The following is a 20,194-nucleotide window of genomic DNA, read 5'->3' on the forward strand; positions in this document are numbered from 1 at the left end:
GTCAGTCCTGGAAGGGGCGGGCGATGACCTCGCCCGACGCGTCTTGGAAGACTTCCCAGCCGGCATCCCATTCAGCGATCGGTCGGCCCTCGAGCCACGTGAGAGTCCAGTGCCCGCCCAGACCGCGTGCTTCGACCTCGGCGATGGCTGGGCGCAGTACGGCAGGAATGGAGGCCGGAGCCTCCGACCCCGCCGGCCAGCGCGTACCCAGCTGCATCAGTTCTCCTCCACGGGAGCGAGTTCGATCTCTGTGACGGTGAGCTCGTCGCCTGCCACGATCTCGAGCTCGGCGATGCGTCCCACGGCGCTGAGGTCCCCCGCAGCGGCGCGAAGCGCCTCGATCGAGTCAGCGGGAGCTGCGATCACAGCGCGTGACACCGGCGTCTTCTGAGAAACCTTCGCCTCCGTCTTCGCGCGACGGATGCCGATCAGCGCAGCGCTGGCAACATCGAGCACCGTGGCATCTCCGCCGGCGAGCTCGCCGGCGGTCGGCCATGCGGCGGTGTGGATCGAACCCTCTTCGAACCAGCTCCAGGCCTCTTCGGCCGCGAATGACACGACCGGGGCCAGCAGACGCAGCAGCGTCGACAGCGCGATGTGCAGCGCGAGCGCGGCGGAGGGCTGTCCGACGTCGGTCTGGTCGTAGGCGCGTTCCTTGACGAGCTCGAGGTAGTCGTCACAGAACGTCCAGAAGAACGACTCGGTGACTTCCAGCGCGCGGGCGTGATCGAAGGCATCGAACGCCGCGGTGGCATCAGCAACCACCTGGTCGAGGGCAGCGAGCATCGAAGCATCCAGAGCGTGCGTGACCTGCGCGCCCTCGGAGACCGGGAACGACAGCACGAACTTCGCAGCGTTGAGGATCTTGATCGCCAGGCGGCGACCGATCTTCATCTGCGTGGGGTTCTGCGGGTCGAACGCGGCGTCGACGCCCAAGCGGCTGGAGGCTGCCCAGTAGCGCACAGCGTCCGAACCGTGCTTGTCGAGGATGTCAGCGGGCGTGACCACATTGCCCTTGGACTTCGACATCTTCTTGCGGTCGGGATCGACGATGAAGCCGGAGATCGACGCGTGCTTCCAGGGCGAGCGCTGGTCCTCGAGGGTCGAGCGAAGCATGGTGGAGAACAGCCAGGTGCGGATGATGTCCTGAGCCTGAGGGCGCACATCGAACGGGGCGACGAGGTTCCACAGCTCTTCGTCACGCTGCCAGCCGCCGGCCAGCTGAGGGGTGAGCGACGAGGTCGCCCAGGTGTCGAGGATGTCGGTCTCGGCCTCGAAGCCCCCTGCCTTGCCGCGCTGGTCCTCCGTGTAGCCTGCCGGCACGTCGATCGTCGGATCGATCGGCAGCAGTTGTGGAGCGGGCATCAGCACGCGGTCGTAGTCGCGCTCGCCGTTCTCATCGAGTCCGTACCAGACGGGCAGCGGAACACCGAAGAAGCGCTGACGCGAGATCAGCCAGTCGCCGGTGAGGCCACCGACCCAGTTCTCGTAGCGCACGCGCATGAAGTCCGGGTGCCACTGGAGCTGCTTTCCGTGTGCGATGAGCTGATCGCGCAGGTCCTCGTCGCGGGCGCCGTTGCGGATATACCACTGGCGCGTCGAGACGATCTCGAGCGGGCGGTCGCCCTTCTCGAAGAACTTCACCGCATGGTTGAAGGGCTTGGAGACCTCGAGCAGCTCGCCGGACTCTTCGAGCAGCTCCGCCATGCGCTTCTTGGCGCTGAAGACCGTCTTTCCGGCGATCTCGGCGTAGGCTGCAAGGCCTGCCTCTGAGGTGATCGCTTCGGGAGCCTCTGCGATCACGCGGCCGTCGAGGCCCAGGATCGTACGGATCGGCAGGTCGAGCTCGCGCCACCACACCATGTCGGTCACGTCGCCGAAGGTGCAGACCATGGCGATGCCGGAACCCTTGTCCTGCTGTGCGAGGTGGTGCGCGCGCACCGGAACCTCGACATCGAACAGCGGCGTGCGCACGGTCTTGCCGAAGTACGGCTGGTAGCGCTCGTCATCGGGATGCGCCACGAGAGCAACACAGGCGGCGAGCAGTTCTGGGCGCGTGGTTTCGATGTGGATGTCGCCCGAGCCGTCGGTCTTGTGGAACGCGAGACGGTGGTACGCGGCCTGCTGCTCGCGGTCTTCGAGCTCAGCCTGCGCGATCGCGGAGCGGAAATCGACGTCCCACAGCGTCGGCGCAAGGGCCTGGTACGCCTCGCCGCGCTCGTGGTTGCGGATGAAGCCGAGCTGGCTCTGGCGGATCGTCTCATCGGAGATCGTGCGGTAGGTCTGCGTCCAGTCGACACTGAGACCGAGCTGGCGGAAGACGTCTTCGAACTGCTTCTCGTCCTCGACGGTGAGCTTCTCGCACAGCTCGATGAAGTTGCGGCGGCTCACCGGCTGCTGATCGGCGGCCTTCAGGCTCTTCGCGTTGCCCTCGAACGGCGGGGTGAAGTCGGGGTCGTAGGGGAGTGTCACGTCAACGCGCACGCCGTAGTAGTTCTGCACGCGGCGCTCGGTCGGCAGGCCGTTGTCGTCCCAGCCGATCGGGTAGAACACGTTCTTGCCGCGCATGCGCTCGTAGCGCGCCTTGACATCGGTGTGCGTGTAGGAGAACACGTGACCGATGTGCAGGGATCCGGATGCTGTGGGCGGAGGAGTGTCGATCGAGTAGACACTCTCGCGGCCGAGTTCTGCGGAACGCAGGCGGTCGAACAGGTAGGCGCCCTGCTCAGACCAGACGCCATCCCACTTCGCTTCGAGACCTTCGAGTGCGGGCTTGTCGGGGATTGCTGACATCGAGGTCTCCTTGAGCGATGTATGCGGCACGGTGTGTACGTGCCTGAGTGTGTGGGATGCGCTCAACAGTCTAGCTGGCGGTGCGCAGAACGCATCCTGGCCTAAATCGACCCCGTCCAATAATCATCGCTAAACTGAATGCACCCCTTCCGCCTTTCTGAGGATTCGCATGCCCACCTCTCTCGTGCGCCGTTTTCTTCCCGTAACCGCCTTCTTCGCGGCATCCGCTCTGCTGTTGAGCGGCTGTGCCGGCGCAGCCGACGACAGTGCGCAAAGCGGTGGTGAGGTCGTCTGGGCCATCGAGGGAGCGAACCTCGCTGCCGGACACATGGACCCGCAGACCAGCCAGCTCGATGTCTCGGGCATGGTGCAGCGCGCCATTCTCGACTCCTTGGTGTTCCAGGAGGCCGATGGCTCGTTCTCGCCGTGGCTCGCGAAGAGCTGGACGGTCTCAGACGACAGCACCACCTACACGTTCGAACTGCGCGACGATGTCACCTTCCATGATGGTGAGCCCTTCAATGCTGAAGCAGTGAAGGCGAACTTCGATCGCATCGTCGATCCCGAGACCGCGTCTGCTCAGGCCGCGAGCATGCTCGGCGCCAATTTCTACGAGGCGACGACAGTTGTCGACGAGTACACGGTCGAGGTGAAATTCACTCAGCCGTACTCTCCCTTCCTGCAGGCAGCGAGCACGGCGAACCTCGGCTTCTATTCGCCCGCAGTGCTGGAGACCTCCGCGGATCAGCTCAAAGCGGGGGGCCCCGGCATCAACGTCGGCACCGGCCCGTTCGAGCTCACCGAGTACACCCCCGACCAGGAGCTCGTCTACACCCGCAACCCCGACTACACCTGGGGCCCAGACGGGGCAGAAGCCGCGCAGTTCGAGACCCTTCGGGTCGAGCTGCTTCCTGAGGCATCCGTGCGCGCCGGTGTTGTGGAAAGCGGCGAGGCGGATCTTGCCAGCAATATCCCCCCGAACCTCGCCGTCGAACTCCCTGACACGCTCACGGTCGACTCCGTCGAGTACCCGGGCCTGCCGTACTCGCTGTACCTGAATGAGAAGTACGGCGTCTTCGCCGACGAGAAGGTCCGTCAGGCCTTCGCTCGCGGTATCGACATCGATGCCGCCGTCGAGGAGATCTTCTTCGGTCAGTTCCCGCGGGCATGGAGCATCCTCGGCTCCACCACCCCCGGATACGACGCCTCGCTCGAGGACTCCTGGCCCTTCGACCAGGATGCGGCGAACGCGCTGCTCGACGAAGCAGGATGGACCGAGCGCGACAGCGACGGCATCCGCATGAAGGACGGCACGCGTCTCTCGGCGCGTTGGATCGCCTGGACGCCGGTCCCGGATGACAAGGCCGCGCTCGGCAACGCCATTCAGTCCGACCTCGCCGAGATCGGGTTCGAGGTCAAGCGCGAGGTTCTCGAACCGGGGGCTTACAACGAGCAGTATGGTCCCAAGACCTTCGACCTCACCGACTGGGGCTTCTCCGGTGTCGACGGCGACCTGCTGCGTAGCCACCTGCACACCGAAGGCTTCCAGAACGCCTCGCAGGTCACTGACCCCGAGATCGACGCACTGCTCGAACAGGGAATCTCGACGAGCAATGTCGATGAGCGCGCAGACATCTACAAGAAGCTGCAGCAATGGAATGCCGAGTACACCGCGATCGTTCCGCTGTACAGCCCGTCGCTGATCACCGCGTACAACGACACGATCTCGGGCCTCGAGTACGACCTGTACGGTCGCCCGCTGTTCTATGAGGTCACGGTCGGCTGATCTGCTCGTGAAACCGCTTCTCGTCCGGATCGCGGGGCTCGTAGCATCCGTCATCGTCGTCCTCTGGGGCGCGGCGACATTGGCGTTCCTCGCGTTCCGGGTGATTCCGGGAGACCCGGTCTCGGTCATGCTCGGGCCGCAGGCTCAGGTGAGCGAGGCCGTGAAAGACGGCATCCGTGCCGATCTCGGACTTGACCTCCCACCTCTCGAGCAGTACCTGTCGTACCTCGGGCAGCTCGTGCAGGGGAACCTGGGCGAGTCCTACCAGTTACGGATGCCGGTGACGGAGGTCATCGGACGACAGCTCGGTTCGACGCTGCAGCTGACCGCTCTGGCGCTCGTCATCGCGCTCGTCCTCGCGCTTGCTGTCGCACTGTTCGTGCGCGGACGCGTCGGGCGGGGAGTCGTCGCCGGCGTGGAGCTGATCGTGCTGTCATCGCCGGTGTTCTGGATCGGTCTGCTTCTGCTGAGCACCTTCGCCTTCGGGCTCGGCTGGTTCCCGGTGTCCGGCACCCGCAATCCCGCGACGATCGTGCTGCCTGCGGTCACGCTGGCGCTTCCTGTGGCAGCGCTCCTCGGCCAGGTGCTGCGAGACGGCATCGAAGCCGCCGAACGCCAGCCGTTCGCAACGACTGTTCGTGCGCGCGGCGCGGGGCAGGTCCGGCTGACGGCTCACCACACCCTCCGCCACGGGGCGGCGGGTGCTCTGACGCTCACGGCGTACCTGGTGGGATCACTGCTCGGCGGCGCGGTGCTGGTCGAGACGGTTTTCGCACGACCCGGCATCGGGCGCGTCACCCTGGCGGCGATCACCGACCGCGACCTGCCGGTCATCACCGGGATCATTCTCTTCAGCGCACTCGTGTTCGTCATCGTCAACGTCATCGTCGAACTGCTGCATCCGCTGCTCGATCCGCGACAGCGACGGGCGGTGCGCGCATGACGCTCTCTCGTCGCATGCTGCTGGGCGCGGCCGTACTCGTGTTGGCCGTCGTGGCGGCAATGGCTCTCTTCCCTGGAATCATCGCCCCCGCCGACCCACTGCAGACCGACGTGCGGGCCGCGCTCGAAGCCCCCAGTGCCGCACACTGGTTCGGAACCGATCAGAGCGGTCGCGATGTGTTCTCTCGTGTCGTGCATGGTGCCGGCCGCTCAGTCGGCATCGGTCTGCTCGCGACGGCACTCGCCCTCATCATCGGACTCATCATCGGTGCCCTCTCCGGCATCGCCCCTCGTGCCGTCGATGCCGTGGCGATGCGTATGAACGACGTACTCATGGCGTTCCCGGAGTTCCTGGTCGCGCTCGTCGTCGTCGCGATCCTCGGGCCTGGGCCGGAGAAGGTCGCCGTCGCTGTGACCATCGCCGCGATCCCGGTGTACGTACGGCTCGCTCGGGTGCAGACGCGTACGCTGGCGCTCGCTGAGCACGTCGAGGCGGCCCGGATCCTCGGGGTGCCGCGGGCGCGGGCGTTCGTCCGGCATGTCATGCCCGGCGTACTGGGTTCGCTGAGCATTCTGGCGACGATCGGGATCGGGTCGAGCATCCTCGCCATCGCGGGCTTGAGCTTCTTGGGGCTGGGCGAGAGCGAGCCTGCCGCGGAGTGGGGCCTCATGCTCTCCGGCGGTCGCAATTCTCTTGGCACGGCATGGTGGATCGCGGTCTTCCCCGGGCTCGCCATCACGCTCACAGTGATCTCGGCGACGATCGTCGGCCGCACACTGCGGGCGCGCGCGGAAGGGCGAGTGTGATGAGCGTATTGAGCGTGCAGAACCTGTCGATCGCCATCGGGAACCGCGTGCTCGTCGATGGAGTCTCCTTCGAGGTCTCGCCGGGAGAGTGCCTCGCGATCGTCGGCGAATCGGGGGCGGGCAAGTCCGTGACGGCATCCGCACTTCTCGGGCTCGCGCCCGGCAAGGTCACCGCCTCGCGCCTGGAGATCGACGGGGTGGATGCACGTGGATTCTCAGAGACGCACTGGCGCGGTGTGCGCGGCGACCGTATCGGGCTGGTTTCACAGGACGCCCTCGTCTCGCTCGACCCGCTGCGACGAATCGGGGCGGAGGTCGCCGAGCCCCTCGCGATTCACACGCGACTGTCGCGCGCAGGGCGCCGCGCGCGTGCTCTGGAGCTGCTGGAATCTGTCGCGATGCCGTCGCCCCCTGAGCGGGCGGCGCAATATCCGCACGAGCTGTCGGGTGGGCTCAGGCAGCGTGCGCTGATCGCGTCAGCGCTGGCAGGAGAGCCGGTCGTGCTCATCGCGGATGAGCCGACCACGGCTCTGGATGCCACGGTGCAGGCTCATGTTCTGGCGCTGCTTCGCGATATCGCGAATGCCGGAACCGCCATCGTCTTCATCAGTCACGACTTCGCGGCAGTGCGCAGGGTCGCCGACCGTGTGCTCGTCATGCGTGCAGGACGCGTGATCGAGCAGGGCACTGTTGCAGACGTGTTGGATGCTCCCGCTGAGGCCTACACGCGCGAGCTCATCGCCGCGACGGCCCATGAGCCGCGGACGGACCGGTTCGGGCTCGGAGACGCAGTTCTCACCGGAATCGACGTCTCGAAGTCGTTCTCGGGTGTGCCGGCGGTCATGGACGCAGCGTTCACCCTGCTGCAGGGACAGACGCTGGGGATCGTGGGGGAGTCGGGTTCTGGAAAGACGACGCTCGCTCGAATGATCGTCGGAGTCGAGACACCTGATGCCGGTGATCTGCGCTGGGTGGGAGAGCACCGTGTGCAGCTCGTGCACCAGAACCCGCTCGGCGCGTTCGATCCCCGCTGGAGCGTGGGCCGCTCACTGCGTGAGGCGCTCGCCGCAGGGGGAGTCCCGCGGGCCTTGCGTGCCGCCCGGGTCGCGGTGCTGATGGCAGAAGTCGATCTTGCGCCTGATCTCGCCACCCGGCGCCCGGCGCAGCTTTCGGGCGGGCAGCGGCAGCGTGCGGCGATCGCACGGGCGCTCGCCGCGGATCCTGACGTGCTGGTGCTCGACGAGCCCGTCTCGGCGCTGGATCCCTCCGTGCGCGAAAAGGTGCTGCAGCTGCTCGGACGGCTGCAGCGCGATCGCGGCTTGACGATGATCTTCGTCTCTCACGATCTCGACGTCGTCGCGGCCGTCTCCGACGACGTGCTCGTGATGCAGAACGGTGCTGTTGTCGAACAGGGGTCGGTGGCTGCCGTGTTCAATGCCCCACAGCATCCGTTCACTCAGGAACTGCTGGCCGCCTCCGGCGAGTGAGGTGCGCAGCGTCAGTCGCTGATCCGGATCCCCAACCCGGCCGCAATGACAGGAGCGAGCTGCTGCACCTGGAAAGTCGTCAGCGTCACACCGCGCAGACTGTTCGCATCGGTGAATGCCATCGCGTCGAGTCCGCGCAGGTCGACGTCTTTCGCGCGCAGTCCGCGCGGATCGACCTCTTCACTGCGAGCGTTCTCGAAGCTGACGCGGGTGAGTTCTGCCTGGGGTAGGTCGAGTGTGCGGATGGCGGAGTCCGCGATCACGATGTCGCGGGCCTTTGCCCCGCCGAGGTTCAGGTAATCAATGCGCAGATCCCGCAGCTCGAGCTCATCGATACGTGCGCCGCTGAGATCGAGGGTGCCGATGCGTCCGCCGGCGATGCGCAGGCGGCGGATGCTCGCGTTGCGCAGGGGCATGGATGCCGCGCGCACATCGTGCATCGCAACGTCGAGGATCGTGGCGCCGGTGAGGTCGAGCAGATCGACGTCTGCGGCGATCACGCACTGCTCGATCGAGGAGTGGGCGAGATCTGCGGTGCCGGTCAGGTCGAGACGTGCAGCGATCAGATCGGCATTGCGCTGCGGCACCGCAAGAGCGAGATTCTCCGGCAGATCGGGCGGTGAGACGCGCGGAGCGGCGAGGGAGTCAGTGTTGCGTGCCATTCCCCAAGGGTACCCGTCAGTGTGTGCTATGTTGCTAGCATGCAAGCAAGTGAGTCGAAGAAGGTGCAGTTCAACGTGTATCTGCCGCCGGAGCTCGTCCGCGATGTGAAGCACCGGGCAATCGATGAGAACACGAGCCTGTCTGCGCTCGTTGAAGTGGCACTGCGCGGGTATCTGGAGGAGAAGTCATGAGCGTGGTTCAGCAGATCGTGTACACGGATCACGCGGAGCGATGGTGGGCTCTTGTGGAAGCTCTCGGCTTCGTGGCACCGTTCCCGCCTGTGCCCGAGTGGGCGGAGTTCCACGCGGACGGAGTCCTGGCTGTGCACAGGGCGACGGCTGGGCACCGAGCAGGCATGGTCGACATTCACCTCGTCGTCGCGGATCTGGATGCTGCGGCATCCGCTCTTTCGTCCTTCGCCGTCACTCCGACGACGATGGACGGAGTGGGGGACATGCTTGTCGTGCGCACGGCATCCGGTGTATCGATCTCGGTGTCCGAAGGTGCTGCCCAGCAGGGGGCAGGGCAGGTCGCCGTTCAACCGATCTGGTTCCAAGGCGACCTCGATGAGCCTCGGGCGATCCTTGAGGCGCTCGGCCTTCGCGGCGGCATCGCAGCCGATCGCGGCGGGTGGATCGAGATGGTCGCTGGAGGCGGGGCGGTCGGGCTGCATGCAGGGGAGCCTCGGATCGGGGTGTCTTTCGAAGCGCGCGGTGATCTCGACGCGCTGGCAACGAGGCTGCAGGATGCCGGGTTCGAGGCATCCGTCGTCGATGAGGCCTTTGCGCGGACCATCCGCATCCCCGACCCCGACGGAGGAGATGAGATTTGGATCAACGGCGCCCAGGACGACCTGCACGGCTATCACCGACGATGAGGTTCGAACGCGATCGGGGAGACGGTGTCACCCTCGCACTGCGGACGCCAGCGATGGCCTGCGCAGTGCGCGATGTGGAGGCAACGAACATCGAACGGCTGCGCCTGTGGGAGCCGTGGGCGCACGCCTTCGACGTGAACGGCACCGACGACGAGTGGAACCGCGAGTAGCTGAGGTGATTCATCGGTGGAACCGCGATTCCGACGGTGATGCTGCAGGACGGGCAGCCGCCCGGCACGATGTCGCCGTGTTCGGACTACTCGCGTAGCCACGCGGGCAGTTTCTTCGGAGAAGTGCAGCTCCTTCGGATCAGATGCCGGGTATGGCTCCGAAGAACGTGTACATCTCCGAGCGAAGCACACGGAGAAATGCCGCGGCTGACTGGTACTGCACAACTGTGGATTCCCGGAACTTGTGCACGGTTCGAGTGTTCTCGGACCCGGGAGATGCCCTGCGCGTCGCAGAATCACAGGATGCATCCGAATGGTCCTGACCCAGTCGAGCTCGTTGTTGAGCTGGGCGGTGTCGTGCGCACTGAACGACTGAGAGCCCACGGCATCGCGCGTCGCTCCCTCGAGCAGCCAGTCGCATCTGGACAGCTCATCCGAATCCGTCGAGGCTGGGTGGCTGCCCAGGGCGCCGAACCGATCCTTGTCGCCGCAGCCAGAACCAGTGTTGTCGTGAGCTGTGTGACCCAGGCTGCAAGGCTCGGTCTGTGGGTGCACGGGGAACCGGAAAAGTTCCATGTCGCCGCGAAACCGAAGGGGACGAGCGTGTCAACCGGGCGCGTGCATGTGCACTGGTCGATGCCTCTCGTTCCACGGCATCCGGACGTGTTGGTCGACCCGATCGAGAACGTGCTCGCGCTGGTGGCAGATTGTGAGCCCTTCGAGCGTGCCCTCGCCACCTGGGAGTCGGCGCTCAATCAGCACCTCGTGACGTTGCCGGGCCTTGTCGAATACGACTGGAAGCCTGCAGCGCGCGCAATTCTCGCCGAAGCTGATCCTTTTGCTGATGCCGGCACGGAGACGTACCTGCGCTCGAGACTGAAGTGGTTGAGGTTGCGGATCCTCAGCCAGATATGGATCGCCGGGCACAGAGTGGACACGCTCATCGGGGAACGTCTCGTACTGCAGATAGACGGCAAGCATCATGTCGGCGCGCAGCGCAGCCAAGACATCAGGCACGACGCCGAGCTGCGGCTCATGGGCTATCACGTGATCAGGGTCAGCTACCAGCAGCTGATGCACGACTGGCCCATGGTCCAGGACCTGATCATGCGGTCAGTGGCACTGGGGTTGCATCTGGCCGCGTGAAGCAGCGCAGCTTCTTCGGAGAAGTGCAGCTCCTTCGGATCAGATTCCGGGTATGGCTCCGAAGAACGTGTACATCTCCGAGCGAAGCGCCCGCACCAAAGCCGCGTACAATGGGCGTACATGCTTTGATCCGGCCATCACCGGGGAGCACTCGGAAGAACGGCCGCGAGGCCCAGTAGAACCGAGCGGGGCAGGCCCGTCATCGCCGCAGTGAGAGTGGCAGCGCCGAGAGGCGCCGCACGCGAGGTGGTACCGCGGTCCTTGTGAAAGACAGAGGGTCGTCCTTGCGCAGCATCCATCCACGACACTGCGAGCGCACATGACCTACCCCCGCACCTCCGCCTTCGGCCCCGCAGCCGTTGCTGCCAGTCCTCGGTTCCCGGAGATCGAGCAGGACGTTCTTGCGTTCTGGAAGAGCGACGACACGTTCCGCGCGTCGATCGATCAGCGCGAGGGCGCCGAGGAGTGGGTCTTCTACGATGGCCCTCCCTTCGCCAACGGCCTACCGCACTACGGTCACCTGCTCACCGGGTACGCCAAAGACCTCTTCCCGCGCTTCCAGACCATGCGCGGCAAGAAGGTCGATCGCGTGTTCGGGTGGGACACGCATGGCCTGCCCGCAGAGCTCGAAGCGATGAAGCAGCTCGGGATCACCGAGAAGAGCGAGATCGAAGACATGGGAATCGATGTCTTCAACGGCAAGGCTCGCGACTCCGTCCTCGCGTACACCGAGGATTGGAAGGCCTACGTCACCCGCCAGGCGCGCTGGGTCGACTTCGACCGCGGATACAAGACGCTCGACCTCGGCTACATGGAGAGCGTGCTCTGGGCGTTCAAGACCCTGTACGACAAGGAGCTCGCATACGAGGGCTACCGCGTGCTGCCGTACTGCTGGCGCGATGAGACGCCGCTGTCCGCACACGAGCTGCGCATGGATGACGATGTCTACCAGGATCGCCAGGACCCGTCGGTCACCGTCACGTTCCCGCTCACCGGCGCGAAGGCCGAATCCCTCGGCCTCACCGCTGTGCGCGCTCTCGCCTGGACGACGACTCCCTGGACCCTGCCCACCAACCTCGCACTCGTCGTCGGGCCCGACATCGACTACGTCGTCGTGCCGGCAGGTCCGAACGGCGCCGCCGACATCCACATCGGCGATGACGTGGCCGAAAGCGCCGCGCACCGCTATCTGATCGCCCGTGACCTCCTCGCGGGCTACGCGAAGGACCTCGGCTACGAGGCGACCGAGGACGCGCTCGCCGCAGTCGAGGCGTCCCACCGCGGGGCCGACCTCGAAGACATCACCTACGACCGTCTCTTCGACTACTACGCGGATGCTGAGACCTGGGGCACCGAGAACGCCTGGCGCATCCTCGTCGATGACTACGTCACCACCACCGATGGCACCGGCATCGTCCATCAGGCCCCGGCCTACGGTGAGGATGACCAGCGCGTGACGAACGCCGCCGGCATCCCGACGATCCTCTCGCTCGATGACGGCGGCAAGTTCCTCTCGAGCGTCACGGATGTCGCAGGCCAGCTGTGGATGGATGCCAACCGCCCGCTGATCCGCCTGCTCAAGGAGAACGCGCGCCTGCTGCGCGAGCAGAGCTACGTGCACTCGTACCCGCACTGCTGGCGTTGCCGCAACCCCCTGATCTACAAGGCTGTCTCGAGCTGGTTCATCCGCGTTACCGACATCAAGGACAAGATGCTCGCGAACAACGAGCAGATCACCTGGGTGCCCGAGAACGTCAAGGAGGGCCAGTTCGGCAAGTGGCTGGAAGGCGCCCGCGACTGGTCGATCAGCCGCAACCGCTACTGGGGCTCGCCGATCCCGATCTGGAAGAGCGACGATCCCGAGTACCCGCGCGTCGATGCCTACGGATCTCTCGAAGAGCTCGAGCACGACTTCGGCACCCTGCCGCGCAACCCCGAGGGCGAGATCGACCTGCACCGGCCGTACATCGATGACCTGACGCGGCCGAATCCCGACGACCCCACCGGCAAGAGCACCATGCGCCGCATCGAGGACGTCTTCGATGTCTGGTTCGATTCGGGCTCCATGCCCTACGCGCAGGTGCACTACCCGTTCGAGAACCAGGAGTGGTTCGACTCGCACTCGCCGGCGGACTTCATCGTCGAGTACATCGGTCAGACCCGCGGCTGGTTCTACGTCATGCACGTGCTCTCTACTGCGCTGTTCGATCGGCCGGCGTTCACTGGCGTCAGCTGCCATGGCATCGTGCTCGGCAGTGACGGCTACAAGATGTCGAAGTCGCTGCGCAACTACCCGGACGTCTCCGAGGTCCTTGACCGTGACGGTTCCGACGCCATGCGCTGGTTCCTCATGTCGAGCTCGGTGCTGCGCGGGGGAAACCTCGCGGTCACTGAGGAAGGCATCCGCTCGGGCGTGCGGGAATTCCTGCTTCCGTTGTGGAGCTCCTGGTACTTCTTCGCCACGTACGCCAACGCGTCTGGTGGCGGCTACGAGGCGACCTGGCGCACCGACTCGACGGATGTGCTCGACCGCTACATCCTGTCCCGCCTCGGCGAGCTCGTGCGCGATGTGGCAACGGATCTCGACGGGCTCGACTCGACCACGGCATCCGCGCGTCTGCGTGACTTCGCCGAGGTATTGACGAACTGGTACATCCGCCGCTCGCGCGACCGCTTCTGGGTCGGCGCCGAAGGCGGAACCGACGCGTTCGACACGCTGTACACGGTGCTCGAGACGCTGACCCGCGTGGCCGCGCCTCTCGTGCCGCTGGTCAGCGAGAAGATCTGGCAGGGCCTCACAGGCGGACGCAGTGTGCACCTGACGGACTGGCCCGACGCTGACGCGTTCCCCTCCGCCGACGACATCCGCGAGGCGATGGATGCTGTTCGCGAGCTCTCCAGCGTCGGAAACGCGCTGCGCAAGAAGGAGAAGCTGCGCGTGCGTCTGCCGCTCGCGCGCTTCACCGTCGTCTCTGCTGTGGCGCAATCCCTCGGCCAGTTCGAGGACATCCTTCGTGAGGAGCTGAACGTCAAGTCCGTCGAACTCGTTCAACTGACCGACACGACTGCTGCCGAGTACGGCATCAGCCACCGTCTCAGCGTCAACGCGCGTGCTGCGGGGCCCCGCCTCGGCAAGCAGGTGCAGCACGTCATCGCGGGTGCGCGTGCGGGCTTCTGGGAGGAAAAGGACGGTGTCGTCGTCGTCGACGGAATCGCGCTCGAACCTCAGGAGTACGACCTCGTTCTCGAGACCGCAGGCCGACCTGAGGGAGAAGCGCTCGCACTCGTCCCCGGTGGCGGGTTCGTGCTTCTCGATACGCAGACCACGCCTGAGCTGGAGGCAGAGGGCATGGCGCGTGACGCGATCCGCGTGGTGCAGGAAGCCCGCAAGAATGCCGGTCTCGAAGTCAGCGACCGGATCGTGCTCGCGCTGAACGTCTCGCCCGCGAACGCGGAGGCGCTGCGGGCGCACGCCGAATTGATCGCGGGGGAGACTCTCGCCATCGGCTTTGCGGTTCAGGTGACGGATGAGATGGATGAGCTCGTGAAGACGGTCACCAGCCCGGGTGATGGTGTATTCCGCACCGGCTCGACAGCGCTCGGATCGCACAAGGCCCCGATCGTCGTGACGATCGACTCGAACATCGATGGAGTGGAAAATGTCTGAGCGTGACCGCGCGGATGCCGTCTACGACGCGCTGCTCGAACGGGCAGGGGAACGGTGGGTGCAGCCTCGCAAGGAGCGCACCGCCCGCGTCCTCGAGCTGCTCGATGACCCGCAGAAGACATACCGCGTCGTGCACCTCACCGGAACGAACGGCAAGACGTCGACCGCGCGGATGATCGAGAGTCTGCTGCGCGCGCACGGACTGCGCACCGGTCTGTTCACGAGCCCGCATCTGGAGCGCTTCACCGAGCGGATCATGATCGACGGCGAGCCGATCGCGGATGCCGCGATTGCCGACGCCTGGGACGAGATCGAGCCGTTCGCCCGCATCGTGGATGCTGAGCTCGAGAAGGCGGGCGACGCACCGCTCACCTTCTTCGAACTGCTCACCGTTCTCGCGTTCGTCGCGGCATCGGATGCTCCGGTCGACGTCCTTGTGCTCGAAGTCGGCATGGGCGGCGAGTGGGACTCCACGAACACCGCCGATGGCGACGTCGCGGTGTTCGCGCCCATCGCGATCGACCACGCAGACCGTCTCGGCGACACAATTGAGAAGATCGCGACTGTGAAGGCCGGCATCATCAAGGAGGGCGCCGCGGTCGTATCCGCAGAGCAGCCCGCAGAGGCCGCCGCGGTACTGCGGCGCGTGGCCGCTGAGCACAGCGCCACGATCGCGTTCGAGGGCGAAGAGTTCGGTCTCGCAGAGCAGAAGCTCGCCGTCGGGGGTCAGCTTCTGACGATCCGTGGCATCGCCGGGAACTACGTCGAAGAGTACCTGCCGCTCTACGGTGCGCACCAGGGGCACAACGCTGCTCTGGCTGTCGCCGCGGTCGAGTCGCTCATCGGCGCAGGGTCGCAGCGCATTGCCGACGACATCATCACCGATGGCCTGCAGGGCGCGACGTCGCCTGGCCGACTGCAGCTGCTGGGGATCGCACCGACAGTCGTTGTGGATGCCGCGCACAACCCGCACGGCGCCCGGGCGCTTGCGCAGTCGCTCGAAGACAGCTTCGACTTCGACGAGTGGGGCCTCGTGCTCGGCGTTCTCGCCGATAAGGATGCCGCCGGCATCGTCGCCGCCCTCGCACCCGCAGCAGCTCACGTCTTCGCCACGGTGCCCGAGTCGAATCGCGCGGGCGATGCTGATTCCCTCGCAGATATCATCGAGAGCGCCGGATATCGAGCGACCGTGCACCACTCACTCGCAGATGCCGCAGATGCGGCCCGTGAGTGGGCGGCGTCGTCCGAGCGTCGTGCCGTCGTGATCGCCGGCTCCATCGTGCTCGCCGGTGAGGCGATCGCCCTCGCCGAAGAAGAGGATTGGAAGTCGGGGTGGCGCGCATGAGTGGCACACCGCGCCGCATCCGGGCGCCTCGCACGCTCGCGCAGAAGCTCGCCCCGGTCGTCCTCGGATTCGAAGCGATCGTCGTGATCCTCGCCGGGTTCACGATCTTCGGGCTGAAGACCCTTCCGGAGAGCATCCCGCAGTGGTGGGCGATCATCGGCGGCGTCATCGTCGCACTTGCGATGATCGTCGTCGCGGGAATGATCACGAAGCCGTGGGCGATCCCGGCCGGCTGGGCACTTCAGGTGGTCGTCGCACTGTCGGCCATCTTCGTTCCCGCCATCGTGCTCGTCGTGCTGATTTTCGGCGGCATGTGGGCATATGCGACGATCATGGGGCCCCGGTTGGAGGCCAGCCGTCCGATCGACGCGAATCCGAACCAAGAACAAACCCAACCTCACACAGAGAGCGACTGACATGGCCACTGAAGAAACACTCGTCCTCGTCAAGCCCGACGGCGTCGCCCGCGGTCTCACCGGCAGCATCCTCGCCCGCATCGAGGCCAAGGGCTACGTGCTCGTCGACATCCGTTTCGTCCAGCCCGAACGCGAGCTGCTCGCCGCTCACTACGCCGAGCACGAGGGCAAGCCCTTCTACGAGCCGCTGCTCGAGTTCATGATGTCCGGACCGTCGGTCGCGCTCCGCCTCTCGGGCAACCGCGTCATCGAGGGCTTCCGCTCGCTCGCGGGCACGACCGATCCCACGACGGCGGCTCCTGGGACCATCCGCGGCGACTTCGGCCGCGACTGGGGCCTTGCTGTGCAGCAGAACCTCGTTCACGGCTCGGACAGCGTCGAATCCGCTCAGCGTGAGCTGGGCATCTGGTTCTCCTAACCTGAACAGCACGAAGCCCGTCGGTTCTCTCTGAGAGACTCCGACGGGCTTCGTCGTATCAAGGCCGGGTCAGAACAGCATCCCGAAGACTTCACCCAGCAGGTCGAGGCCGCGCAGCTGCGCCAGCAGAATGACGATGGCGTACGCGAGGATCGTGGCGAGCGGAACCCATGCCATCAGGCGCCCGGCGTTCTCCTGCGTCCTCTCGGATCTGCTGAAGGTGCCGTTTCGGAACAGGTGCACCATCGTTGCGAAGAAGGTCGGAATCGTCACCACCCACGTGAGCATGCACCACGGGCAGAGCACACCGAGGTTCGGCGCGTACAGGCTCTGCCCAATCAACCAGCACACCAGACCGAACGCGAACGTGACGCCCGCACCGAACGTCGCCCAGAACCAGCGGGGGAACCGTGCGCCGGCAAGCAGCGCGACGCCCATGAAGATGGGTGCCATCCACCCGGCGAGGCCGATGATCGGGTTGGTGAACCCGAAGATCTCTCCCTGCCATGAGTCGAGGTTCTTTCCGCACTGGATCATCACGCTGACGTTGCAGCTGAGATCCGCATCCGGATTCTCGAGTTGGATGAGCTTGTCGAGCGTGAGCTGGAATGCCGCCCACCATCCGACTACGCCGGCGATGATCAGCCAGATGGCATAGAACACGGGGCGGGTACGCTGCTCGCTCATATCGGGATTATCCCAGCGTCCGCTATGGATCGGGCGAGAGCGCACCGATTCGCGACCGTGTTGACACCCGGATGCCACGAACTGGCCAACATGATGCGATAATGGCCTGTGATGGACAGCACGGTGCAGCCGTACAACACATCGCCGCAGACTTCGGGGCCCAATGCCTCGCGCGATCAGAGCCATGAGCCGGTCGCAGATCGATTGAGTTAGCGACACCCGCGGGCGTCGCACGAGATTTCGCGGAACACTGAGTGTCCCGCGCAGGGAGTACGCCAGAGATGGCCGATGAGACGAATGACAACAACACCCCTACCCTCGATGCGGAAGAAGCGACTCCGGTAGCGCTTGACGTATCAACCGACGCGGCCTCGCAGCCGGTTGTCGAAGCAGTGGCAGAGGTGATCGAAGAGCCCGCCATGCCTGACGAGCCCGTGAAGGCTGCTGAGCCTGCGAAGCCGGCCGTGCCGGCGAAGCCGGAGCCGGTCACCGCAGTAACGCTCGGCCTCATTCCTGAGGTGTTCGTCTCGCGGGTGTCCACCCAGCTGCACTTCTACGCACCCGAGATCGCAGCGCTGCCGGCTCGTCCAGGACGTGATCGTGACCGCGATCACGATCACGATCGAGACAGCGATCAGGACGATGCGCCTTCCGGCCGTCGCGGTCGTCGTCGCCGTGGTGGCAGCGAGGGTGACGAGCAACGCGATGAACCGCGTCAGCGTCAGCGGGCTGTCGAGTACATCACCGAGCCGAAGGCGATCAAGGGATCTACGCGGCTCGAGGCGAAGAAGCAGCGCCGCCGTGACGGACGCGACGCTGGCCGCCGCCGCCCTGTGGTGACCGAGGCAGAATTCCTCGCGCGCCGCGAGTCGGTCGACCGCAAGATGGTCGTCCGGTCGAAGAACGGCCGCACGCAGATCGGCGTTCTCGAGGATGCGGTGCTGGTCGAGCACTACGTCGCTCGCAACCAGGATGCTTCGCTGATCGGCAACGTCTACCTCGGTCGCGTCCAGAACGTGCTGCCGAGCATGGAGGCGGCCTTCGTCGACATCGGCCGCGGCCGCAACGCCGTGCTGTACTCCGGCGAGGTCGACTGGGACGGCGTCGAGACCGGTAACCAGCCACGTCGCATCGAACTCGCGCTGAAGCCCGGCGATCGTGTGCTCGTGCAGGTCACCAAGGACCCCATCGGGCACAAGGGCGCACGCCTGACCAGCCAGATCTCGCTGCCCGGTCGCTACCTCGTGTATGTTCCCGGCGGTTCGATGAACGGCATCAGCCGCAAGCTTCCCGACAACGAGCGCGCACGTCTGAAGCGCATCCTCAAAGAGGTTCTGCCCGAGTCCAGCGGCGTCATCGTGCGCACCGCGGCCGAGGGAGCAACCGAGGACCAGCTGACGCGCGATGTTCAGCGCCTCACCTCACAGTGGGAGCACATTCAGAAGCAGGTCGAGAGCCAGCAGGCGCCCGCGCTGCTGCACGCCGAGCCTGACCTTCTCGTCAAGATCGTCCGTGACGTCTTCAACGAAGACTTCACGAAGATGCTCATCCAGGGCGAAGAATCGCAGCAGACCATCCGCTCCTACCTGGAGAGCGTGGCTCCCGACCTCCTGGAGCGCGTCGAACCCTACGAGGACGAGACCGATCCCTTCGATGCCTTCCGCATCACCGAGCAGATCGAGAAGGCACTCGACCGCAAGGTGTGGCTGCCCTCTGGTGGTTCGCTGGTCATCGACCGCACTGAGGCGATGACCGTCGTCGACGTGAACACGGGCAAGTTCGTCGGCTCTGGCGGAAACCTCGAAGAGACTGTCACGAAGAACAACCTCGAGGCTGCCGAAGAGATCGTGCGCCAGCTTCGCCTGCGCGACATCGGCGGCATCATCGTCGTCGACTTCATCGACATGGTGCTCGAGTCCAACCGTGACCTCGTGCTGCGCCGACTCATCGAGTGCTTGAGCCGTGACCGCACGAAGCACCAGGTCGCTGAGGTCACCTCGCTCGGCCTCGTGCAGATGACGCGTAAGAAGCTCGGCCTCGGCCTGCTCGAGACGTTCAGCGAAGCGTGTGAGGTCTGCGCCGGCCGTGGCGTCGTCGTTCACCACGATCCGGTGGTCAAGCACCGCTCGAACTCCCAGGGCTCACAGTCGGGGAACCGTCGCCAGCGTGGCGGCAACGCGCAGCAGAACCAGGGCTCGCAGCCTGCCGCACCCGTCGCACACAGCATCCCCGAGGGCGCGAAGTCGGCTCTTGCGCAGATCGCGGCGTCCACCCTCGCGCCGACGGCCGAAGTGGTTGTCGAGCTGGACACAGCTGCCGCGGCAGAAGAGGTTGCACCGCAGGAGCGCGCGAAGAAGCCGCGTCGCAAGCGCGGTTCGGAGAAGAACGGCGCACCGAAGACCGAAACTCAGCAGCTGCTGGACTCGGTACTCGATGCGCTGCCAGAGCCTAAGGCTCCGGGGCAGGGACGTCGACGTCGGGTGACGACGGCCGCACTGACAGGCACTCCAGTGACTGTGAACGCCTCACCAACGACGGTCGCGAGCGGGGATTCGGAGTCCTGAGCCGATCAGACGGCGCACCAGCTCTTTGCCGCCGACATGCTCTGCGCCGGCCGCGATCAATCGCGGGACGGCGTCTTCGGGCACGTCATAGTGATCGCGGTCGAAGGATCGCTGCGGCAGCTGGTTGCGGCGCGCGAAAGTATGCAGCTCTTCGAGACTCCGGTCGCTGACGAGATGCGCCCAGAGGCGTCCGTGTGCGGGCCAGATGGCATCGTCGATCAGTATGCTCACTCCGTGATCCTAAGCTGGGGCGACACGGACGGGGCTCGCTTTGCGAGAGTGCGTTCCATCCGGTAAAGTGGTCCCTTGGTGCGTGAGCTGAATCGTCCGTCGAGGTCGATGTGCTGCAGCCTTGTGCTCGTACCCGTCAGACCTGCGACGAACGCAGGCAAAGTCTTCCCGTGAGATTTCCGGAGCTTTCCGCTC

At 65.5% G+C, this 20,194-nt stretch carries 18 protein-coding genes; 13 read left to right on the forward strand and 5 right to left on the reverse strand.

Annotation, left to right across the window (positions count from 1 at the left end):
• Window position 1: 1 nt before the first annotated feature.
• The gene (locus ACTU6V_RS11320; RefSeq protein WP_443475635.1) at window positions 2-217 is read right to left on the reverse strand and encodes a hypothetical protein; all 216 of its coding nucleotides are present in this window, start codon (window positions 215-217) and stop codon (window positions 2-4) included.
• Window positions 217-2,793, reverse strand: coding sequence for a valine--tRNA ligase (gene valS / locus ACTU6V_RS11325; protein ID WP_443475636.1), 2,577 nt, complete (start codon window positions 2,791-2,793; stop codon window positions 217-219). The genes ACTU6V_RS11320 and valS overlap by 1 nt, the downstream gene beginning before the upstream one ends.
• A 169-nt stretch (window positions 2,794-2,962) precedes the next feature.
• On the opposite strand from valS, the gene ACTU6V_RS11330 reads away from it, so the two are divergent.
• The 4 genes from ACTU6V_RS11330 to ACTU6V_RS11345 are packed head-to-tail and all read left to right on the forward strand — an operon-like array spanning window position 2,963 to window position 7,815.
• Window positions 2,963-4,579, forward strand: a complete 1,617-nt coding sequence (locus ACTU6V_RS11330) for an ABC transporter substrate-binding protein (protein WP_443475637.1) — start codon at window positions 2,963-2,965, stop codon at window positions 4,577-4,579.
• Entirely contained in the window at window positions 4,560-5,522 is a 963-nt protein-coding gene (locus tag ACTU6V_RS11335; protein ID WP_443469374.1) for an ABC transporter permease, read from the forward strand. Before ACTU6V_RS11330 ends, ACTU6V_RS11335 begins: the two co-directional genes overlap by 20 nt.
• Entirely contained in the window at window positions 5,519-6,328 is an 810-nt protein-coding gene (locus tag ACTU6V_RS11340) for an ABC transporter permease (RefSeq protein WP_443469373.1), read from the forward strand. The genes ACTU6V_RS11335 and ACTU6V_RS11340 overlap by 4 nt, the downstream gene beginning before the upstream one ends.
• Entirely contained in the window at window positions 6,328-7,815 is a 1,488-nt protein-coding gene (locus tag ACTU6V_RS11345; protein WP_443469372.1) for a dipeptide ABC transporter ATP-binding protein, read from the forward strand. The genes ACTU6V_RS11340 and ACTU6V_RS11345 overlap by 1 nt, the downstream gene beginning before the upstream one ends.
• Before the next feature lie 11 nt (window positions 7,816-7,826).
• Here the strand turns inward: ACTU6V_RS11345 and ACTU6V_RS11350 are convergent, their stop codons facing one another.
• Window positions 7,827-8,477: a pentapeptide repeat-containing protein gene (locus ACTU6V_RS11350; protein ID WP_443469371.1), complete on the reverse strand. Its 651-nt coding sequence runs from the start codon at window positions 8,475-8,477 to the stop codon at window positions 7,827-7,829.
• A 39-nt stretch (window positions 8,478-8,516) separates the two neighbouring features.
• Here ACTU6V_RS11350 and ACTU6V_RS11355 point away from each other — a divergent pair, with 39 nt between their 5' ends.
• The 8 genes from ACTU6V_RS11355 to ndk all read left to right on the forward strand — a co-directional run bounded on the left by ACTU6V_RS11355 (window position 8,517) and on the right by ndk (window position 16,517).
• Entirely contained in the window at window positions 8,517-8,669 is a 153-nt protein-coding gene (locus tag ACTU6V_RS11355) for a ribbon-helix-helix domain-containing protein (protein ID WP_443475638.1), read from the forward strand.
• Entirely contained in the window at window positions 8,666-9,355 is a 690-nt protein-coding gene (locus ACTU6V_RS11360) for a hypothetical protein (RefSeq protein WP_443469369.1), read from the forward strand. Before ACTU6V_RS11355 ends, ACTU6V_RS11360 begins: the two co-directional genes overlap by 4 nt.
• Window positions 9,352-9,525, forward strand: coding sequence for a hypothetical protein (locus tag ACTU6V_RS11365; RefSeq protein ID WP_443475639.1), 174 nt, complete (start codon window positions 9,352-9,354; stop codon window positions 9,523-9,525). Before ACTU6V_RS11360 ends, ACTU6V_RS11365 begins: the two co-directional genes overlap by 4 nt.
• Before the next feature lie 303 nt (window positions 9,526-9,828).
• Window positions 9,829-10,671, forward strand: a complete 843-nt coding sequence (locus ACTU6V_RS11370; RefSeq protein WP_443475640.1) for a DUF559 domain-containing protein — start codon at window positions 9,829-9,831, stop codon at window positions 10,669-10,671.
• 319 nt (window positions 10,672-10,990) lie between these two features.
• Complete coding sequence (gene ileS, locus ACTU6V_RS11375) at window positions 10,991-14,338, forward strand: isoleucine--tRNA ligase (RefSeq protein ID WP_443475641.1); 3,348 nt, start codon at window positions 10,991-10,993, stop codon at window positions 14,336-14,338.
• Window positions 14,331-15,683, forward strand: coding sequence for a bifunctional folylpolyglutamate synthase/dihydrofolate synthase (locus tag ACTU6V_RS11380; protein WP_443469365.1), 1,353 nt, complete (start codon window positions 14,331-14,333; stop codon window positions 15,681-15,683). Before ileS ends, ACTU6V_RS11380 begins: the two co-directional genes overlap by 8 nt.
• Window positions 15,680-16,099: a DUF4233 domain-containing protein gene (locus ACTU6V_RS11385; protein ID WP_443469364.1), complete on the forward strand. Its 420-nt coding sequence runs from the start codon at window positions 15,680-15,682 to the stop codon at window positions 16,097-16,099. The genes ACTU6V_RS11380 and ACTU6V_RS11385 overlap by 4 nt, the downstream gene beginning before the upstream one ends.
• Before the next feature lies 1 nt (window position 16,100).
• On the forward strand, window positions 16,101-16,517 hold the full coding sequence (gene ndk / locus ACTU6V_RS11390; RefSeq protein WP_417511404.1) for a nucleoside-diphosphate kinase: 417 nt from the start codon (window positions 16,101-16,103) through the stop codon (window positions 16,515-16,517).
• Window positions 16,518-16,586: 69 nt separating this feature from the next.
• Here ndk and ACTU6V_RS11395 read toward each other — a convergent pair whose 3' ends face one another.
• Window positions 16,587-17,204 carry a vitamin K epoxide reductase family protein gene (locus ACTU6V_RS11395; protein WP_443469363.1) on the reverse strand — a complete coding sequence of 206 codons (618 nt, stop codon included), beginning with the start codon at window positions 17,202-17,204 and terminating at the stop codon, window positions 16,587-16,589.
• A 281-nt stretch (window positions 17,205-17,485) separates the two neighbouring features.
• Here ACTU6V_RS11395 and ACTU6V_RS11400 point away from each other — a divergent pair, with 281 nt between their 5' ends.
• Window positions 17,486-19,768 (forward strand): Rne/Rng family ribonuclease, encoded by a 2,283-nt coding sequence (locus ACTU6V_RS11400; protein WP_443475642.1) that lies wholly within the window; start codon window positions 17,486-17,488, stop codon window positions 19,766-19,768.
• Here the strand turns inward: ACTU6V_RS11400 and ACTU6V_RS11405 are convergent.
• The gene (locus tag ACTU6V_RS11405) at window positions 19,730-19,999 is read right to left on the reverse strand and encodes a DUF4031 domain-containing protein (RefSeq protein WP_443469361.1); all 270 of its coding nucleotides are present in this window, start codon (window positions 19,997-19,999) and stop codon (window positions 19,730-19,732) included. The genes ACTU6V_RS11400 and ACTU6V_RS11405 overlap by 39 nt on opposite strands.
• Window positions 20,000-20,194: the final 195 nt, after the last annotated feature.

The organism is Microbacterium zouquanmingi, from assembly GCF_052266675.1.
In the GTDB taxonomy this organism is placed as follows: domain Bacteria; phylum Actinomycetota; class Actinomycetes; order Actinomycetales; family Microbacteriaceae; genus Microbacterium.

What these genes read in the sequence shown, in the direction of transcription:
- ACTU6V_RS11380 (WP_443469365.1), top strand. Translation starts at nt 14,331, where the DNA reads ATGTCTGAGCGTGACCGCGCGGATGCCGTCTACGACGCGCTGCTCGAA.
- ACTU6V_RS11320 (WP_443475635.1), bottom strand. Translation starts at nt 217, where the DNA reads ATGCAGCTGGGTACGCGCTGGCCGGCGGGGTCGGAGGCTCCGGCCTCC.
- ACTU6V_RS11330 (WP_443475637.1), top strand. Translation starts at nt 2,963, where the DNA reads ATGCCCACCTCTCTCGTGCGCCGTTTTCTTCCCGTAACCGCCTTCTTC.
- ACTU6V_RS11345 (WP_443469372.1), top strand. Translation starts at nt 6,328, where the DNA reads ATGAGCGTATTGAGCGTGCAGAACCTGTCGATCGCCATCGGGAACCGC.
- ACTU6V_RS11335 (WP_443469374.1), top strand. Translation starts at nt 4,560, where the DNA reads ATGAGGTCACGGTCGGCTGATCTGCTCGTGAAACCGCTTCTCGTCCGG.
- ACTU6V_RS11395 (WP_443469363.1), bottom strand. Translation starts at nt 17,204, where the DNA reads ATGAGCGAGCAGCGTACCCGCCCCGTGTTCTATGCCATCTGGCTGATC.
- ACTU6V_RS11360 (WP_443469369.1), top strand. Translation starts at nt 8,666, where the DNA reads ATGAGCGTGGTTCAGCAGATCGTGTACACGGATCACGCGGAGCGATGG.
- ACTU6V_RS11355 (WP_443475638.1), top strand. Translation starts at nt 8,517, where the DNA reads ATGCAAGCAAGTGAGTCGAAGAAGGTGCAGTTCAACGTGTATCTGCCG.
- ACTU6V_RS11400 (WP_443475642.1), top strand. Translation starts at nt 17,486, where the DNA reads ATGGCCGATGAGACGAATGACAACAACACCCCTACCCTCGATGCGGAA.
- ACTU6V_RS11370 (WP_443475640.1), top strand. Translation starts at nt 9,829, where the DNA reads ATGCATCCGAATGGTCCTGACCCAGTCGAGCTCGTTGTTGAGCTGGGC.
- ACTU6V_RS11385 (WP_443469364.1), top strand. Translation starts at nt 15,680, where the DNA reads ATGAGTGGCACACCGCGCCGCATCCGGGCGCCTCGCACGCTCGCGCAG.
- ACTU6V_RS11365 (WP_443475639.1), top strand. Translation starts at nt 9,352, where the DNA reads ATGAGGTTCGAACGCGATCGGGGAGACGGTGTCACCCTCGCACTGCGG.
- ACTU6V_RS11340 (WP_443469373.1), top strand. Translation starts at nt 5,519, where the DNA reads ATGACGCTCTCTCGTCGCATGCTGCTGGGCGCGGCCGTACTCGTGTTG.
- ACTU6V_RS11350 (WP_443469371.1), bottom strand. Translation starts at nt 8,477, where the DNA reads ATGGCACGCAACACTGACTCCCTCGCCGCTCCGCGCGTCTCACCGCCC.
- ileS (WP_443475641.1), top strand. Translation starts at nt 10,991, where the DNA reads ATGACCTACCCCCGCACCTCCGCCTTCGGCCCCGCAGCCGTTGCTGCC.
- valS (WP_443475636.1), bottom strand. Translation starts at nt 2,793, where the DNA reads ATGTCAGCAATCCCCGACAAGCCCGCACTCGAAGGTCTCGAAGCGAAG.
- ndk (WP_417511404.1), top strand. Translation starts at nt 16,101, where the DNA reads ATGGCCACTGAAGAAACACTCGTCCTCGTCAAGCCCGACGGCGTCGCC.